We start from the raw sequence: 19,082 nt of genomic DNA, 5'->3' as shown, positions 1-19,082 counted from the left end.
TTCAAATATTGAGGGAGTGTAACGGTTCGCCGTCGCTCCCCACACTGGAACTGCGCAATCGGAAAGTACCTTCACCAAAGGCGAGTAGGTTGCCTTTATCATCAAACACTTCGCCGGTGGCGTTGTAAATACGACTGCCACGGGCTTTAACTTTACCTATAGCACGTAAAGTTCCGCTGGTGGCTTGCCCGGTAAATGTAGTGGTCAGTGATAGAGTGATGGCTTTTTTTATGCGATACGGATCTTCGCAAAAAGTGCCAGATTGAGCGCAGCAGATATCCAACAAGCTTGCTAATACACCGCCGTGAACTACGCCGCCTAAATTTAAATGATGAGGGGCAAGAGGCAGGATAATTTCTGTCATATCATGGGTCCAGGCGACTTTTTGGTAGCCCAGTAACGCATGGTAACCTGCCCGTTCTAACATCTCTGCAGCGGTTAGTGTTGAGTTATCCGTTGTTGGCATTCACACCTCCTAGCACCGCTTTGGTTTCGAGGAAGTCCTCTAAACCAAACTCGCCCCACTCCCTGCCATTACCAGACTGTTTATAACCACCAAAAGGCGCGAATAAGTCGGGTTTGGCGCCATTGATATGAACCATGCCGGTACGCATACGCGCCGCGACTTGATTGGCCCGCTCTACTGAAGCCGACGACACATAGCCAGACAAACCATAAGGGCTGTCATTGGCAATACGGATAGCGTCGTCTTCGTCTTGATAACTGAGAATGCACAATACTGGGCCAAAAATTTCTTCTTGGGCAATCTGCATTTTGTTGTCTACATCAACAAAGATAGTGGGTTTGACATAAAATCCTTCTTCTAAACCGTCGGGTTTCCCCAAACCGCCAGATAATAAGGTGGCACCTTCATCAATGCCTTGGGCAATCATCGACTGGATTTTTTCAAACTGACGTTGGTTGGCAACAGGCCCTATCTTGGTGTCGCGATTATCTGGGTGGCCAACGCCTGTTTGTGCTGCTTCTCCTACCTGTTTGGCAATCTCAATCACTTCAGCGTAGTGGGAACTAGGCACTAACATGCGGGTTGGCGCAGTGCAGGTTTGGCCTGAATTAGCAAACACAGATTGAATACCGCTTTTTACCGCGCGAGGTAAATCTGCATCGTCGAGTAAAATATTGGCAGATTTACCACCCAGCTCTAACGATACACGCTTAATTGTTGGAGCGGCCGATGTACTCACTTGCGCCCCTGCTTGGGTTGAACCTGTAAATGACACCATATCAACGTCTGGGTGAGAGCTTAGTGCATGACCAATTTTACTTCCCGACCCTTGAACTAAATTAAACACACCAGCAGGAACACCGGCTTCGTCCATAATACGAGCCAGTAACATGGCGCTCAGCGGTGACTCCTGACTAGGCTTGAGCACAATGGTACAGCCCGCAGCAAGTGCAGGAGCAACCTTACATACCACCTGATTCATGGGCCAGTTCCAAGGTGTGATCAAACCCACCACGCCGATGGGTTCTTTGCGAATAAGCGTAGAGCCTTTTGCGCTCTCGAACTCAAATTCGCTCAATACCTTAAGCGTTGATGAAAAATGCCCAATCCCCATGGCAGCTTGCACGTCTGAGGATAAGGTCACAGGCGCGCCCATTTCTAACGTAATAGCCTGTACCACTTCAGCGTAATACTTTTTGTAGGTGGCGATAATGTTTTCAAGCAATTTAATACGCGTGGATACGGGTGTGGCAGACCATGTCGGAAAAGCGTCCTTTGCAGCGGCGACAGCAAGATTAATATCGTTATCATTGCCCATGGCAATTACACCGTAAGGCTTTTCATTGGCTGGGTTAATTAACTCGCGTTGCTCGGTTGAACATGGCGTTTGCCATTTCCCGTTAATGTAAAACTCAGTGCATTGTGTATTCATAATAAGCCTTATAGTTGCGTTGAGGCTGGGCCGCTAGGACAGAGGATCACGCGTTGATGGGGCGCAGACTGATACAGAAGAGCGACGTCGCTCGCGCGTTTTTCAAGTACGGCGCGTTGATTAATATAGCGTTTATCTGAAATCTCGCCGGCGTCTGGATCAGGTGGCGTGGTTAATATCAGCATTCGGCTGATACGAGTCGATGCGCCAGCATGAGCGCCGTTGTAATCACCAATCTTTTGTTTTAGCAGACCTATCACATCGGCGTTTTCCGCCAGCTCTCGGATAGGCACTCCTAACAGTTTGGTTACCGCAGCTTCGTTGAGCCACACCATTGCGCCTAAGTATTCTTTATCTTGCCCCGTTATCACTGCGTCACTTACTAGAGGAGTCAGCGCCGACAGCAATGACACGCGTAATGCTGACGTATGCACCCATGTACCGTTAAGTAGTTTAAAGTCTTCACTCACTCTACCTGCGAAGCGTAGCCCTTTTTCAGGGGTTTGCTCATCAATCCACTTCACCGCATCGCCGGTACATAAAAAACCTTCATCGTCGAAGCTCTGTTTGGTTTTTTCCGGGTCGCCTAAATAGCCATTACACATTTGAGGGCCTTTAATGCGTAGCTCGAACTTTTCTCCCACAGGCGCCAGTTTTACCTGAGTGCCGGGAATCGGTAGACCAATCGACCCCATTTGTTCAGTAGACCAGTGAACAAAGGTCATAATGGCTGCACTTTCTGTTGAGCCTAATGCGTTGATCATGGTGATACGCTGGCCGGTTTGCTCGATGGCCATTTGTTGAAAGCGGTCAAAAGTAGACTGAGGCATATCTGAGCCGCCATAACTACACCATTCCAAGTGCTTAAAGAATTGGGTGCGCAGTTCTTCGTCCTGCTCCATCGCATCAAGTAATAGGGCATACACGGCGGGAACGGTGGAATAGCTGTTAATATTGACACGTTTAAGATTCGCCAGTGTCTTGGTAAAGAGACCGGGCACCGGTTTACCGTCATCAATGTACAAGGTACCTGCATTATGCATGACACGGTGAATGTTCTGGTTGCCGCCATAGGTATGATGCCACGGCATCCAGTCGAGCATAATCGGTGGGTTTTCAGATTCATCAACATGCACAACGGTGGTTAACGCTGCTTGGGTGTAACACAAGGCATGATGTGTGTTAACCACACCTTTGGGTTCGCCAGTGGAGCCTGAGGTAAACAATATCTTGGCTGCGTCGCAGGGTTGTAGTTCCTGTATGACGTGGTGAACCTGTGACGTTACCTGAGTGTTGAGCAATGCGGAAAATGGCACGTAATTACGGCATTCCGATGTACCGTCTACATAAACAACTTTCGCGTCGGTGAGTGGTAATGCATTCAACGCTCGTTGATACAGTGCCAACGACTGTACAAAGACGACACCGGGCTTCACCTTATCGAAAATACTCTTAATTTTTCCGCAGTCTTTACTGAGCAATGAATAATTCGGTGAAACGGGCGCTAAAGGTAGGCGCGATTTGTAACCTGCTAGCATAAGTAGCGCATGTTCAAGACTGTTTTCAGACAACACCATGATCGCGGTACCTGGCGCTAGCCCTTGATCGAGCAACCATTGAGCAATAGCATCCGATTGCTCATCTGCTTTAGCATAGGAAAGTTGATCCCATGCGCTGTCGTCGGCGTTGCGTCTCGCCATAAAAATACGCTCTGGGTAGCGCTCACTTGCTTCATGAAACATGGCAACGAGATTGGCGTGAACGGGCTGACACGGGTAACCACTTTCTACGAGAATATTTCCGTTTTCTAGTGGGCTAACAACCGCCTTTGCTGGCTCCCAAGGATTGGGGCGAAATGGGGGCAGAGTAGAAACTGGCATCCTAACCTCATGACGTTGAAATCGAACGAAGAAAGCGACAGGTTCTGTTACACCACATGTCGCTCGTATTTGATTTCATGCTGACATGAAAAAAGGTTTAATTGAAATCACAATCCGCTGTGCGAAACTATAAGTTAAATTTATGTTAGCAAAAGGCTATAGCTAGCAAAGTTAAAATTTCATGCCCGGCATATTGTGTGAGGCTGTATTTCCCCCATCCACAGCAATTGCTTGCCCTGTAACAAAACTGGCATCCTGGCTCGCCAAAAATGCAATAACCGCAGCAATTTCTTGAGGCTGGCCGGGGCGCAATAGCTCACAGCGTTCACCAAGTCGATGGGTCATATTCTTCTCTTTTGCTTTAGCGAAAAACGGTGCTGTCATATTGGTTTCGACTAATCCGGGGCAAACCGCATTCACGCGTATCTGGTATTTTCCTAGGTCGCACGCTGTGGTTTGGGTCAGGCTGATCACAGCGGCTTTTGAGGCACTGTATGCGTTGCCGCCTGCGCCTGAGCGAATACCTGCAATAGACGCTGTGTTTACTATCGCGCCACTTTGTTGGGCAATCATCACCTTGGCTGCGGCTTGTGTTCCATGCACCGTGCCCATTACATTCACTTGCCACACTTTTTGCCAGTCTTCTAAGCCTTGCTCTTGAACTGGGAAGCGATTACACACAACGCCAGCGTTGTTACACATCACATCGAGTTTTCCGTGTTGGTTAACGGTTTGCTCTACCAATGAAGATACTGCCTGTGGGTCAGTCACATCAACGACACTAGTAGTGAGGTGTTGGGCATAAGACGTATTTTCTATTTCGCTTTGAAGTTGCTGCAAACCCGGCTCATCTCTATCGGCTGCCACAACGCAAGCGCCTTCTTCCAGTAAGCGATGTACGGTGGCTTTACCAATGCCGTTGGCAGACCCTGTCACAATTGCCACTTTGTTGGTGAATCTTTTCATGTTCGCTCCTTTTAAGTCTTGCTGTTGCAAATGTAGAATTGTTTATTTATTCTGCAATGCGAAATGTGATTTCAAAATAATCAATAAGAGGTGTTGTATGCAACAAATTGCGTTAACTTCATTGCCCACTCTCGTCGGGGAGTCACTGGGTGTCAGTGACTGGTGGGAGATTGATCAGTCACTTATTAATCAATTCGCCGATGTGACCAACGACCACCAATGGATCCATCTCGATACTGAACGTGCAGAGAAAGAGTCGCCTTTTAAAACCACCATTGCCCACGGGTTTTTAACCTTGTCTTTGCTGCCGGGAATGACAGAACAAACGTATGCCATTACTGGTGCCAGTAGCCGTATTAACTATGGCTTAAATCAGCTACGTTTTCTTGCACCTGTTCCCGTAAACAGTCGTGTACGTGGGCATTTCACATTACAAGATGTCGACGTAGACCCTAAAAAAGGCGTGAAAGTCACCACCGATGTGTCTGTGGAAATCGAAGGCAATGACAAACCCGCACTAGTTGCGCAATCGCTAACATTACTCATTCCCTAAACTGCACAAATAAGCAAAAGCGCCAATAAGTTTGGCGCTTTAACTTAGGCGTTAAAAAGGTTTTAATAGAAGTGATAGCTCACTTCAACTCCCAAAACACGGCCTTTCGCTAATGGTGAGAAGGTACCGAAAGACAACTGAGTATCGCCACCGTGTTTCACGTCATTGAACAAGTTTTTACCAAACACAGAGAACACCCAAGAGTCATCACCCGCGCGGAAGTCGATGCCCGCGTTTAGGATCTTCTGGTCGTCGATATACCCTAAATTGTTGTCGGTATAATAGGTTTTATCTCGGTACGAATAGCTTGCACGAGATGTCATGTACCCCCAATCGCCCAACTCTAAATCGTGGGTTAAACCTACGCTGTAAGTCACTTCTGGCACGCGTGGGATATCCAGTTCTTCGTCTTCGTTGTCGATCATACCGTCGCCATTCAGGTCGTATAACACCTTGGTGTAATCAGCTTGGGTTAAACCTACATTAAAGGTGGCGGCGAGGTTGTCGGTGACGCGAATAATCCCATCCACCTCCAATCCGAAAATACGTGCTTCGGCAGTGTTTTTGATGATCTGAATCACCGAACCGTCGGGAGCGGGTAAGTTTACTTCCCGCTGCATATCATCAATGAGTGTGGCAAACGCGGCTGCGTTTAAACGGCCCCAGTCGTGGTCGCTTTTGTAGCCTACTTCAAAGCTGTTTACGGTTTCTTGGTCAAACGGTCCAGGCCCGTTGGTTTCGCGCAGCTCATCTGTGCTGATATCTGCCGTGTTACGCAAGTTGTAACCCCCAGAACGGAAGCCTTTACTCCAGTTGGCATAAAGGGTGGTATCGGCATTCATGCGATAGTTCAAACCAATTTTGGGAGACAAGCTCGTCCAATCTTCTTTATCGGTGAAATCAAATTCACAGTCGTTGTCTAAATAAATATTACATGCAGGGCCTTGTGGAATGAGGTAGCCGCTGTTAATTGAAGACACGTTGGCGCTCAGTGAGGCAATTTCAACGTCTTTCTCTTCTTTGGTGTAACGCAAGCCTGCGGTTAGCATTAACTTGTCGGTCAACGCATAGTCGACAGCACCAAAGATACCGACACTATCGGTTGTGTGATTACCGCCACCATCTTGATAAATACCAGACGCCAACACGTCCGCCTCACCGTCTCCGTTAATGTCTCTGGCCACCACTGTGAGAGGTAACACGCGGCGTTCGTGATAAGTGAGGTCGTTGGTGTAGTAATAGCCGCCGAATGTGAGGTCGGCTTTGCCTACCGGCACGTTGTAACGCAGTTCGTGAGAAATCTGTTCGCTTGCCGTCCACGCGTATGAGTGGAACAAGGTGAATGGTTGAGAGTCGATATCACCAAAAGACGGGGAATAGTAATCGCGATAGCCAAAAATGTAGGTTGCAGTACCTTGACCCAGTGCGTAGTTCGCCGTTAAAGCCACATTATCGGCTTCCATTTCCTGATAACCACGCTCATTGATCGAGAAATCGAAAGAGTCGCGGTCGTAATTTACTGCATAGGCAGACAAAGGGTGTGGGCTTGCAAATGCCAGCTCTGGGTTAATACCCAAACCATTGGTATGATTTTGAGAAGCAGGGCCGTCACCGTCTGCGCTGTAGTTTTCGTACTTAAGTACGAATTCCAAATCTTCTGTGGGCGCCCACCACGTTGTTGAACGGATCATGGTTTGCTCAATCGCACCGTGATCGCTACCGTCGTATTTGTTTTTAAACCAGCCGTCATCGTCGTTGTAATAAACTGCTAGCTTGGTAGATAGGGTGTCGCTGATAGGAATACTGACCGAGCCTTGCACTGTTTTGTTTAAGCCTCCAGGGCCGCCACCTGTGACCGAGGCTTTTACTTTACCAGCTACGGTATCTTCTGGTTTCTTGGTTGTGATCAACACCGCCCCACCGGTCACGTTACGGCCAAATAAAATACCTTGTGGACCACGCAATACTTCAATCCGCTCAATGTCGAACATGTCGGTGATCACACCGCCGTTTGTGCCCATATAAACACCGTCGACGAATACGCCTACCGTTGGATCAATCGACGGGATTGAACTGTTAATCCCTAAGCCGCGAATTGAGAAGTTGGCTACACCACGCGCCGTCCCTACATCGTCCATCACGACGTTTGCCATGCCCACCGACAAGTCATTCATGTCTCGAAACTTCAGCGCGTCAAGCTGTGATTCATTGAATGCCGTGAGTGATACAGGGACATCTTGAATTGACTCTACTTTCTTTCTTGCTGTGACTTCTATTTTTTCAAACAGTGCATCAGAAGCTTTCTGGCCGTCAGGGGCTTCTTCTTCAGCGTGAACCGTTCCGCTCAAGCCAATCGCAACACAAAGGGCAAGAGAGTTTACGGCAAAAGGAGAGCGTGCATAACGCATAGCGCTGTGTGGGTACATGTAACCGTCCTCGTTTACAAATGATTTATGTGTGTGTTCTCAATCCGGCTAATGTTAATAATTTGTTGCTGGATTGATAATTACGCTATCACTTGTTCTAAAAACGGTCAATTGAACAGAACTCGTTTTTACTCTGCGAAACGATTATTTATTTTTATGGAATAAGATAAGTTAGCTTTAGTTTACTTAAAAGGCTGCCGCTAGCCCTTACGTGAAGCGACACCATGCCAAAGGGTCATGACTGCCATCAGCACACAAGCGAGCGCGAAGGGCAAGGTGAGTTGAAACTGGTAAACCCAAGCAGCAAGCGGTGGACCGGTCACATACCCCATAGCGGGGGCTGCTGTAATCATGCCAGTAACGGTGGCCTGACGTTGCGGTAGGCATTTGGATGTGGCCTGTGCCGCCAGTGCGGGATACGTGGTGCCCATGCCACAACCGAGTAATAACATGGCAGCGTAAAGGTAGTGTTCTTGTGTATGCAGATACATGGTGGCGTAGGCGGCTGTGAGTAACACCAGCCCTACAGACATAAGAATTTGAGGCGCAACGGCTCGACGTTGAATAACCAACAGCTGGATTAACAACGCACAAATGGCACTGATCATCATTGCAACACCCACGCCTTGAGCAGCATTAACTGGGGAGTAGTGATAATTGTCGATAAGAAAAAATGCCAAGCTTTGCTGCATCATCGCCATAGCGGTAAACAAACTGACACAGGTGATGATGTATCGGCTGACGGGTTCACTTTGATTTTCTGCTTCATCATTAAGATGTACTGGAGTCGATGCTGATTTTTGAGGTGTTTGTTCGTATGACGGATGTGAGGGTTCGGTAAGTGGGAGCTTTTTCCAGACCAGAAACAAAGCCACAAGAGTAAGAATGACGATGCAGTACAAGGGCGTTAACAGCCCAAATACAACGAGAGCGCCAGCGAAACTCGGCCCTAGCACTTGCCCTAAATTATTCGCCGATGTCACTTTACTAATGGCTTTTACGCGTTCAGAAAGTGGGCTAATCGCAATGGCATAACCCACCGCAGCAGGCGGGGAGGCAGACATAATAGACGATTGCATACTGCGAGAGACAAGCAGTGCGCCAAACAGCAATGCGCCACTTAAGGCTCCTGAAAAACCTTCAAACCAAACGGTTGCAAATACCAAAGTACCAATGGTGTAACCGGTAAGCCCGAGCATCAAGGTTTTGCGGTAGCCATAGCCTTTGGCAACACGACTCCACAAAGTACTGCCCAGCGCAAAAATAAACGCAGAGGTCGACATGAGTGTGGCTACCTGAAACTCGCTGAGCCCAGCTTCACGCCCCAATGATGGCAATGTGGTGATCACCACACTCTGCCCCATTGATGTGGCCAGTAAAGCAAAAAATAAAATACGAAAAATCATAATGGCCCAAAGCGAGTGAAGGAGAGCAAACACAGCATAAACGACTCAGCCCCGCGAAAAGCGAGGCTATCACCTGAATATGGTTGGTGAAGGTCAGATATGTTGTTGGGTTATCTGACCACAAGCATTATACCACTTCGAATAATGCAGCCATACCCATACCACCGCCAATGCACATGGTCGTAACCACGTATTTGGCGTTTCTTCGTTTACCTTCTAGTAGCGCATGACCCACCATACGCGCACCGCTCATCCCATAAGGGTGACCAATTGAAATGGCCCCGCCATTCACATTGAGCTTAGCGTTATCAATACCCAGCTTGTCTCGGCAGTAAAGTACTTGTACGGCAAACGCTTCATTGAGTTCCCACAGGTCGATATCGTCTACCGTTAGGCCATGTTGCTTGAGTAGTTTGGGTACGGCGAATACAGGGCCGATACCCATTTCATCCGGCTCACAACCTGCTACGGCCATACCGCGATACACACCAAGTGGCTGAATATTGCGTTGTGCGGCAACTTGCGCGTCCATCACCACACAGGCTGATGCACCATCAGAAAGCTGACTCGCATTACCTGCTGTAATAAAGGCGTTATCTCCCATTACCGGTTTAAGTGATGCCAAGCCTTCTAATGTTGTGCTTGGACGATTACATTCATCGCCAACCAGTTGTTTTGGCGCAAAACTAACGGCTTTGGTTTCTTTGTCGAACAGTGCCTGAGTAACATCCATCGGCACAATTTCGTCGTTGAACAAACCGTCGCGTTGGGCCGCAGCGGTTCGCAATTGACTTTGCAACGCGTATTCGTCCATGGCTTCTCTGCTGATGCCATAGCGTTTTGCAACTATCTCTGCCGTTTCAATCATGCTTAAGTAAATAGCAGGGTGTTTTTCTAACAAGGCATCGCTTTGGGCGCGGAATCGGTTGGTGTTTTCGTTCTGTGCCAAACTGATGGAGTCGAGTCCGCCTGCAACGGCCATAGGCACGTTGTCGACAATAATGCGCTGTGCTGCCATCGAGATAGCTTGCAGGCCCGACGAACAAAAACGGTTGATGGTCACACCCGAGGTTGTCACCGGCAAGTTGGCCATCAATGCCGCTTGGCGGGCAATGTTCCCACCTGTTGCGCCTTCTGGGAGTCCACAACCCATTAATACATCGTCAATTTCGGCGCTATCCACACCAGCCTTAGCGACTGCGTGCTTGATCGCGTGGCCCGCCATATCGGCACCGTGAGTATTATTTAAAGCACCGCGATACGCTTTGCCTATTGGGGTACGAGCTGTTGATACAATCACTGCTTCTTTCATGAGAATCTCCTTATTTTAACGAGGCAAAGGTTTGGCCTGCGTCAGCCAGTTTTTTCAAGAGCGGTGCCGGTTTCCAATCATCACCATGCTTTTCGGCGAACTTGGCCATATCGGCAACAATTTTCGGCAGGCCGACCGTATCGGCATAGAACATAGGGCCACCGCGATAAACCGGGAAGCCATAGCCATAAATCCACACCACATCGATATCAGATGGGCGCTGTGCAATCCCTTCTTCAAGTATTAACGCAGCTTCATTAATCAGTGGGTAAATCAAACGCTGAACAATCTCTTCAGCGCTGATTTCTCGGCGTTCAATACCCAACTCTGCGGCAGTTTGTTCCGCAATTTCGACCACTTGTGGATCAGGAATAGGCGCACGAGAACCGGCGTCATATTTGTAATAACCGGCACCTGTTTTTTGGCCGCAACGACCCATTTCAACCAGTTTGTCGGCAACTGCGCCTTCGGTTGCAGGGATGACTTCACCTCGACCACGACGCTCTTCGCGTACTTTGTAACCCACATCTAAACCGGCGAGATCGCCCATTGCCATAGGCCCCATAGCCATGCCGAATTCGTACAGTGCGCCGTCGATTTGTTGTGGCAGCGCACCTTCGAGTAAGAGCGCGCCTGCTTCACGGCCATAGCCTTTGAGCATACGGTTGCCTATAAAGCCGTCGCACACACCAGATACTACGCCGACTTTGCCTATCACTTTTGCGAGTTGCATGGCTGTTGCGAGTACGTCATCAGCGGTTTTTTCACCTCGTACTACTTCTAAAAGGCGCATCACTTGGGCAGGGCTGAAAAAGTGTAACCCAATCACGCTTTCCGGGCGTTTGGTCGCTGTAGCGATTTCGTCGACATCTAGAGTGGAAGTATTACTGGCTAGAATAGCGCCGGGCTTGCACACCTCATCAAGGGTGGCAAATACTTGTTTTTTTACACCCATGTTTTCAAACACGGCTTCGATCACAAGGTCGGCATCGGCAATGGCGCTGTATTCCAATACGCCGGTTACGCAATCACGACAACCTTGTGCTTGCGCTTCAGACATACGCCCTTTCGCCACGCGAGATTGATAATAATCATCAACAATACTCAGCCCGCGATTCAGCGCTTCTTGTTTCATCTCTAATAAAACAACGGGGATTCCTTTATTGGAGAAATTCAGCGCGATCCCTGTTCCCATGGTACCGGCGCCGATAATCGCGACCTTTTTAATCACTCTGGTTGGGGTGTCTTTGGCCAAGTCTTTAATATTGGCGGCTTGACGTTCAGAGAAGAACAAGTGGCGTTGAGCTTGAGATTGCACTGATGTGACGCACTGCATAAAGAGTTCGCGCTCTTTTGCCATACCGGCATCGAAGTCGAGTTGAGTTGCTGCTTCAATGGCATCAATACACGCTTGAGGGGCCTCAAAACCCCGTTTGATTTTTGCTACTTGTTTACGCGCCTGAGCGAAAAAGTCAGCGCCGAGTTTGCTGTTGTCGATTTGCATGTCACTAATTCGACGGATAGGTTTGTTTTCGGCAACAATATTTTTGGTGTAAGCCAAGGCTTGTTCGAATAAATCACCCCCGATAAGCTCATCCACAACCCCCAAGCTGTGAGCCTCTTTGGCTGAGACTTTTCTACCGGATGTGATCATATCTACAGCGACAGCAGGGCCCACTAATCGAGGCAGGCGTTGCGTGCCACCCGCCCCAGGTAAAATACCTAAGAGCACTTCGGGCAACCCGACTTTGGCACTGGTTAACGCAACGCGGTAATGGCAGGCCAAAGCCACTTCTAATCCGCCACCGAGAGCAGTGCCATGAATAGCAGCAACAATGGGTTTGTTTACCGTGTCCATCGTTTCTAACACTTCTGGCAAATTGGGAAGTACAGGTGGCTTGCCAAATTCGGTAATGTCGGCACCGGCAATAAACGTGCGTCCTTCACAAATCAGCAAAGCTACACTAATGGTGTCGTCGCTTTGGATTTTTTCAAATGAAGCTTGTAGTCCTTGCCTAACCAATGCCGATAATGCATTGACCGGAGGGTTATTGACGCGAATAACGGCTACGTCGTCTATTTGCTCAAAAGCAACCATTTCATTCATTGCGGTGTCCTCTTATTTGATGAATGACCGTGTTGCTTGATGGTAAAGAGGAGATCTAATTAATTCAAAATGATATTTCGCATGGCGGTATATAAGTTTGATGAATTGTTAATAACCCCTAAAAAACCTAGGTTTTTTGTACAAAAAAAATCTAATTTTTATTTATAATTAAAAATAATTAGGCTTTAGTTATTTGTGAGAATCAAAGCTGTCGTTTACATTTAATCAATACGCTCAAGAACGGTACCTCTATGTTAAGTTTTAATCGTGATTCAAGTGCTAAGGCGAAAGTCGCTGAATTAGAAAAGGAATTAAAGGCAAATCGGAAGGTTATGGATAATCTCGAACGAGAGATGATCTGTTTCCATTTAGATAGTCGTGGTCAGGTCAGTGCAGTCAACAGCAATTTTGAACGCGAATTGCACTATCGAGCCGAAGAAGTCGAAGGTAAAGCATTAACCGACCTTGTACCGTCGATTGCCAGACAAACTGAGCATTTCAAAAAATTGTCTATGGCTTTAAAGGCTGGAGAAAATTACGCTGGTGCGATTCAAATAGTAAAAGGCGATGGGCAGGAAGGCTGGCTACGAGCTGTCATTCAGGTTGTCGAAACTCCATCGGGCCAAGTCGAGCGGTTTGACGTTCACGCCAGTGAATTAACCCGTACTATTGATGTTTCGCGAGAGCAAGCCAGCTTGATTCAGGCTATGCACCGCTCTACCGCCATTATTGGGTTTGATATTAATGGCACTATTTTAGAAGCCAACGCCCCTTTTTTAAATGCCATGGGATATCAACTGGACCAAATTAAAGGTAAACACCATCGCATTTTCTGTAGTCAGGAAAATGTTGATTCACCTGAATACAAACAGTTTTGGCAAAATTTGGCGCAGGGGCAGTTTTATACTGGGCGTTTTAAACGCAAAGACAGTCGCGGCAATGATGTTTGGCTGGAAGCGTCCTACAACCCTCTTCAAGACGAATATGGCCGTTATTATAAGGTGGTTAAATTTGCCACTGTGATCACCGAGCAAGTCGAACGTGAAATGGCTGTTTCGGTGGCTGCCGATATTGCGTTTAACACCTCTCAACACACAGATGAAAGCGCCCGTAAAGGCCGTGAAGTTATTCGTGAAACTGTAGAAGTGATGCAAAAACTGGCTAAAGAAATGAACCAAGCCAGCGACAGTATTCAAGCGTTAGACAATCAATCGCAAATGATTGGTTCAATTATCCAGAGCATTAACGCCATTGCTGAACAAACTAACCTGTTGGCGTTGAACGCAGCTATAGAAGCCGCACGAGCGGGTGACCAAGGCCGTGGCTTTGCGGTTGTTGCCGACGAAGTGCGACAACTGGCAATGCGTACCTCAGAAGCAACTAAAGAGATTGTCGATGTGGTGCAAAAAAACCAAGCGCTCGCTGCTGCAGCGGTTGAAACTGTTAATGCAAGCCAAGTACAAACCGACGAAGGGCTTAAATTAGTGCATGACGCTGATGCGACCATTGTAGAGATTCAAGAAGGGGCGCAAAAAGTGGTTGATGCAGTGTCTCAGTTCGCGAATCAATTCAACAATAAATAACACCTTCCCCCATTTTTAAAGGCCTGGCAGTGGTAGTGCAATCGCGCTATCAATCGCTGGGCCTTCTACTATTGTTTGCTTTATTTCTCCTGTTTTTCCCCATTTATACTTTGTATTACTAGCCAAAAGTTGAACCCCCCGCAGCTACACGCGGTTTTAGCGTGAATTTGATTTTTGCGTCTTTTGAGCTTGTGTCGAATAAGTAAATTAATACCAACAAAGTCAGCAAGTTGGCATTGCCCACCATGTTGCTGGTTATTTGAACAACGTAGGGTGTGCTGCGTGACGAGTTAGCTTACCTCATACATGGGTATGCCGTTTTATACCTTATTCGTGCCAATTCGAATTTTAATTAGGTCAGGCCGATTGTGGGCCACATTTTTAGTTTGGATTGTTGACGAGGTTGAACTCATGGCTCTGAAAAAACACACTGACCAAGCCCCTGCACCAGCGCCTCGCGTTGATGCGAAAATGCGACGCGATGCGGAAGAAGAACGTCGACGCGCGCGAACGCTCGCAAGACAGCAGCAAGCCGCAGAACGTGTTGCATCTGCAACGGCTGAACTGGCGAGTGGTATTTCTCAAGCGGGGAGCGCGACAGACCAACTGTCTACGGCAATTAGCGAGATTTCCGCAGGTGCAGAGGAGTCGAGCAGCGCAAGTCAGGAAAGTTTGGCGGCCATTGTACAAATTTCCAAGGCGCTTTCGGTGCAACTGACATTATCTGACAGCACGTTAGAAAAAACCAATGCATTGCAAACTTTCGTTCAGCGCATTGTGCATGATCTCACATCGATGATGACCAGTGTAAAAACAGCGTCAGAACATCAATCACGCTCCGTTGTGATGATGAGCGAGTTGGAGCAACAGGCTTCAAACATTGGAGAAGCGGTGAAGCAGGTAACGCGGATTGCCGACCAAACCAACTTACTTGCGCTCAATGCGGCGATTGAAGCAGGCCGAGCCGGTAAGCACGGCAAAGGCTTTGCTGTGGTTGCTGATACTGTACGCGCATTGGCGGAAGTCTCAGATAAAAGCGCGGCTGATATCGCCAAGCAAATTGAACAGATCCAACAGCAGTCAAACGTGGTGTCTGATGCGGTAAAAAGCTCAGCAGAAGCAGCGCTGGAAGAAGTGAATAAAGGCGAGGCGGTCACGTCACAACTGGTAAAAATTAAAGAAGATATGCAAACGATCGCTAACGGTTCAAGCGATTTGCAGAGCCAAATTAAAGCCATGGATGTAGCGGCGTCGGAAATTCAAAGTGGTTCTGAGTCGATATCTTGTGCCGCTGATGAGCAATCTTCGGCAGCCCAAGAAGTGCTGAGCAATATAACCGAACAGAGCAATGCATTAGCGCAAGCCGAGCAAGCCGCGCAGTCATTAGAGATCATTACCGAAGAGCTCAAAAACAGCACTGACATTAATAAGAGTGCAGAAGAGGTGGCAGCGTCGGCAGAGGAATTGTCGGCCACAGTTGAGGAAATCAGCCGCTCAACCACAGAAATTGCAACTGCGTTAAATCAGATTAATAACGGCGCACAACAAGCTGCGTCGTCGGTTGATCAGGCCGTATCAAATATCGACACTTTGCGTGAAGGCGTGGCATTGGCCTCAAACCAGAGTCAAGATGCACTTACCCGTGGCAATGAAATTACTACTTTGCTACGCGAAAACCGCAAGCTTGTAGAAGAAATGGTGAGCGGTATCAATTCAGCGCTTGAGACCAGTAAGCAAAATGTGGAAGCGATTTCAGCGATGGAAACCATGACTCGCCAAATCGACAAAGTGATCGACACCATTACGACTGTATCTGTTAAAACCAGCATGTTGGCAGTGAATGGCGCTGTCGAGGCCGCTCGGGCCGGCGAGTACGGTAAAGGGTTTGCTGTTGTGTCTGCCGATATCCAAAGCCTGGCAGACGAAGCTGCTGAAAATGTCGAGCAAATTAAGGATCTGATCAAGGCCATTCAAGACCAAACACTTAACGTTAAAACCGATCTCACTAACGTTGCAGAAAGCGCTTCACGCGAAGTGCAAAAAGCAGTGCAAACCACCAAGGACATCGCCAATATCGCCGCCGATATGGCCACTGTGTTGAAAAACAATGAAGACATGCAAGCGGGTGGAGAAGAAGTTGCCGCAGCCGTGGCCCAAGCTCAGAAAGGGTTAGAGCAAATAGCCGCTGCTAATGAGCAAGCGAGCAGCAATTGTCAGCAAGCATTGAGTGCATCTGAACAACAAAGTAAAGGCATGGAAATCCTAGCGCAATCTATCGAAGAAATCGCATCGGTTGCTGACGAAATGCAAAGCAACTAATCCTGTTTTTAGGAGGGTGTCCAGATGGCAGAAGTCGAGGAAAATGGCGTAAATGTCGCCGAGTCCGAAACCCAGTTTGTTTCTTTTTTGTTGGGCAAAGAGCGCTACGCGTTTGCTATGCACACAGTTGGAGAAATCATTCGTGTACCAAGCATGGTAAAAGTGCCGCTAGGTCCAGCGCAAATGCTGGGTTTGGCTAACTTGCGCGGAAATGTGCTGCCTGTATACGACTTACAAATGGTCTTAGTGGGTGAATACGCCACACATTCAGACAGCTCTCGGGTGGTTGTGGTTGAGTCGAGTATTGGCGTAACCGGTTTTCTCGTTGATCGCGTCGCGCGGGTACACAGTGTGCCTAGTGACTGTGTAGAGAAAGATCAAGCGTGGGAAAATGCCATTGCTTATGAGTATTTAGAAGGCCTCATCAAAGAGAAAAACCAACCTATTGAACAAATACTCAATGCAGAATCGCTGGTTGCAGCGCAACTACTTGTCGACCCCACTGCGGTTCAGCAACAAATAAGCCTAGCCGCACGTCAGGTTGCTCAGGTAGTGGAAGACGAAGAAGACGAGAACGAGTATCAACAACTTGTCTGTTTTTCTATTTCAAATCAGGAATTCTCATTTCATTTGCAAGATGTGGAAGAAATCGTGCGTGTGCCCGATGACATTTCAGCCTTGCCTGATGTTCACCCTTCTGTGATTGGCTTGGTCAATTTACGCGGGCGTATTATTCCCATTGTCGATTTGGCAATGAATTTGGGCATGGCGTCTTGTGAAATTAATGATGCCTCTCGCATCGTTATTGTGAACTCAGCCCACTCAACCATTGGCAGCGTAGGGTTTGTTGTTGCCAAGGTCAGCAATGTGGTGAGTATTTCTCCTAAAGTGATGGAGCCTGTTCCTGCGATGTGTAATAGCGGACAGGGCGAAGGTACTTTGCAGGCTGTTTTTCGCATGGAGCAGCAAAAGCGGCTGATCTCTATTGTTAACCTAAGCACCATCTTTCAACGCTCGCTCAATAGCGCGATTGAACATATCGAAGAGCTCAGTGCTGAGGAACTCACTATGTCTACTGAACATGAAAACAATTTTGAAGAAGAAGCGTCTTGCCAATATGTGATCTTCTGGATTGATGGCCAAGAATACGGCGTCAGTATTGACGATACTCAAGAAATTACACGGGTGCCTGCCAAATTGGAAAGCGTACCCAACACCCCTGCTTATTTGCGAGGCATTGTGAATTTACGCGGTACTGTGTTGCCGGTCATCGATTTGAGAACGCGCCTAGGGCTGGATATTGCGCCAGAATCTGAACGCCAACGCATCATTGTTCTGACGCGTAACGAGCAAAAAACAGGGTTTATTGTCGACGGTGTCGCTGAGGTGAAAACCGTTGAGCAAAAAGTAATAGAAACTGCGCCGTCGCTTTCTGAAGAGCAAAAGCAACTGCTTAGCGAACTGATTAAACTCAATGACGAAGGCAGGATCATTCAATTGCTAGACCCGAATATTTTATTGGCCGACAAACATTTAACCACTGCAATGGGATAAACGAGGGGCCGAATGACAGTCAAAGTTCTAGTGGTAGATGACTCTGCATTAATGCGCAAACTGTTTTCTCAGCTTTTCGTGAATAACGGTTATCGAGTAGAAACTGCGCGTGACGGCGAGGAAGCGTTAGAGAAAGTCATGCCATTTGCGCCAGACATTATCACCATGGATATCAATATGCCTCGCATGGACGGTATTACATGCTTGAGCTTGATTAAAAAAGTGCATGACTGCCCAGTGTTAATGCTGTCTTCACTTACCGCCAAAGGCGCATTGATTACGTTAGAGGCGCTAGCGTTAGGTGCAACTGATTTTGTACTGAAACCGGGTGGCACTGTGACTACAGATATCTCGTCTATTGAGCGGGAACTTGTCGACAAAATAGACTCGATCACGGCCAGTCGCAGTTTGCAAAGCGTTAAACCAAAACCGACGCCAAAGGTAACGCCGGTAAGTTCGCCAGCGTCGAAAGCGGGAATAGGCAAACCGCCTTCAGGTAAGTATCAATGCGTGTTTATTGGTGTTTCGACTGGTGGCCCGAAAAAGTTGGAACAGATTCTGTCGGCACTACCGGCTGAATTTCCTTGCCCAATATTGGTTGCGCAGCATATGCCTAAAGGTTTTACACAGGCGTTAGCACGGCGTTTAGACGGTTTGAGTAAGCTGCGAATTGTTGAAGTGTCTGAGCGGATGAAAATGGAGAAAGGCGCTGTGTATATTGCGCGCGGAGATTCCGACGTTCAGATTCAAAACATGCAAGGTACCTTGTTCGCTCGTCCTGTACCGGCGAGTAATAAGTTTTTCTGGCACCCCAGTGTTGATCGCATGATCGACTCAGCGATGAACTGTCTGAAAGGGCCAGATATGTTATGCATTCAACTCACAGGAATGGGAAATGACGGAGTTCAAGCAATGTCTAAAGCTTACCAAGCGGGGGCAACGGTCATTGCTGAAAGTAAACAAACGGCAACGGTTTATGGCATGCCCAAAGAGCTAATCGACACGGGTTGTACGCACTTCATTGTTAATGACTTTGATATTGCGAACAAGCTAGTCACTTTGTGCAAGGTGTAAGAGG

General features: G+C 47.8%; 13 protein-coding genes. 5 read left to right on the top strand and 8 right to left on the bottom strand.

The genetic code is table 11. From position 1 onward, the window contains the following. Position 1: 1 nt before the first annotated feature. The 4 genes from ACXAH6_RS03725 to ACXAH6_RS03710 all read right to left on the bottom strand — a co-directional run bounded on the left by ACXAH6_RS03725 (position 2) and on the right by ACXAH6_RS03710 (position 4,744). Positions 2-466 (bottom strand): PaaI family thioesterase, encoded by a 465-nt coding sequence (locus tag ACXAH6_RS03725; protein ID WP_474875292.1) that lies wholly within the window; start codon positions 464-466, stop codon positions 2-4. Continuing rightward, positions 450-1,898: an aldehyde dehydrogenase family protein gene (locus ACXAH6_RS03720; protein WP_474875291.1), complete on the bottom strand. Its 1,449-nt coding sequence runs from the start codon at positions 1,896-1,898 to the stop codon at positions 450-452. Before ACXAH6_RS03720 ends, ACXAH6_RS03725 begins: the two co-directional genes overlap by 17 nt. A gap of 8 nt (positions 1,899-1,906) precedes the next feature. Beyond that, positions 1,907-3,778 carry an AMP-binding protein gene (locus tag ACXAH6_RS03715; RefSeq protein WP_474875290.1) on the bottom strand — a complete coding sequence of 624 codons (1,872 nt, stop codon included), beginning with the start codon at positions 3,776-3,778 and terminating at the stop codon, positions 1,907-1,909. 171 nt (positions 3,779-3,949) lie between these two features. Next, the gene (locus tag ACXAH6_RS03710; RefSeq protein WP_474875289.1) at positions 3,950-4,744 is read right to left on the bottom strand and encodes an SDR family NAD(P)-dependent oxidoreductase; all 795 of its coding nucleotides are present in this window, start codon (positions 4,742-4,744) and stop codon (positions 3,950-3,952) included. A gap of 97 nt (positions 4,745-4,841) precedes the next feature. On the opposite strand from ACXAH6_RS03710, the gene ACXAH6_RS03705 reads away from it, so the two are divergent. After that, positions 4,842-5,297: a MaoC family dehydratase gene (locus ACXAH6_RS03705; protein WP_474875288.1), complete on the top strand. Its 456-nt coding sequence runs from the start codon at positions 4,842-4,844 to the stop codon at positions 5,295-5,297. Positions 5,298-5,359: 62 nt separating this feature from the next. Here ACXAH6_RS03705 and ACXAH6_RS03700 read toward each other — a convergent pair whose 3' ends face one another. From ACXAH6_RS03700 to ACXAH6_RS03685, 4 genes are all read right to left on the bottom strand, one after another. Then, positions 5,360-7,723, bottom strand: a complete 2,364-nt coding sequence (locus ACXAH6_RS03700; protein ID WP_474875287.1) for a TonB-dependent receptor — start codon at positions 7,721-7,723, stop codon at positions 5,360-5,362. Positions 7,724-7,923: 200 nt separating this feature from the next. Beyond that, positions 7,924-9,129: an MFS transporter gene (locus tag ACXAH6_RS03695; protein ID WP_474875286.1), complete on the bottom strand. Its 1,206-nt coding sequence runs from the start codon at positions 9,127-9,129 to the stop codon at positions 7,924-7,926. A gap of 127 nt (positions 9,130-9,256) precedes the next feature. Continuing rightward, the gene (locus ACXAH6_RS03690) at positions 9,257-10,441 is read right to left on the bottom strand and encodes an acetyl-CoA C-acyltransferase (protein WP_474875285.1); all 1,185 of its coding nucleotides are present in this window, start codon (positions 10,439-10,441) and stop codon (positions 9,257-9,259) included. A 10-nt stretch (positions 10,442-10,451) separates the two neighbouring features. Next, on the bottom strand, positions 10,452-12,548 hold the full coding sequence (locus ACXAH6_RS03685) for a 3-hydroxyacyl-CoA dehydrogenase NAD-binding domain-containing protein (RefSeq protein WP_474875284.1): 2,097 nt from the start codon (positions 12,546-12,548) through the stop codon (positions 10,452-10,454). A gap of 332 nt (positions 12,549-12,880) precedes the next feature. Here ACXAH6_RS03685 and ACXAH6_RS03680 point away from each other — a divergent pair, with 332 nt between their 5' ends. The 4 genes from ACXAH6_RS03680 to cheB all read left to right on the top strand — a co-directional run bounded on the left by ACXAH6_RS03680 (position 12,881) and on the right by cheB (position 19,078). After that, complete coding sequence (locus tag ACXAH6_RS03680; protein WP_474875283.1) at positions 12,881-14,131, top strand: methyl-accepting chemotaxis protein; 1,251 nt, start codon at positions 12,881-12,883, stop codon at positions 14,129-14,131. 411 nt (positions 14,132-14,542) lie between these two features. Beyond that, a complete protein-coding gene (locus ACXAH6_RS03675) occupies positions 14,543-16,450 on the top strand; it encodes a methyl-accepting chemotaxis protein (RefSeq protein WP_474875282.1) in 1,908 nt (635 codons plus the stop codon). A gap of 24 nt (positions 16,451-16,474) precedes the next feature. Further along, positions 16,475-18,004: a chemotaxis protein CheW gene (locus ACXAH6_RS03670; RefSeq protein WP_474875281.1), complete on the top strand. Its 1,530-nt coding sequence runs from the start codon at positions 16,475-16,477 to the stop codon at positions 18,002-18,004. Between the two features lie 12 nt (positions 18,005-18,016). Continuing rightward, on the top strand, positions 18,017-19,078 hold the full coding sequence (cheB, locus tag ACXAH6_RS03665) for a chemotaxis-specific protein-glutamate methyltransferase CheB (protein ID WP_474875280.1): 1,062 nt from the start codon (positions 18,017-18,019) through the stop codon (positions 19,076-19,078). Positions 19,079-19,082 lie beyond the last annotated feature (4 nt).

Source organism: Alteromonas sp. ABE4_545, assembly GCF_056161325.1.
Note: the sequence above shows the minus strand (reverse complement) of the source record. Positions and strands in the feature narration are given on the sequence as shown.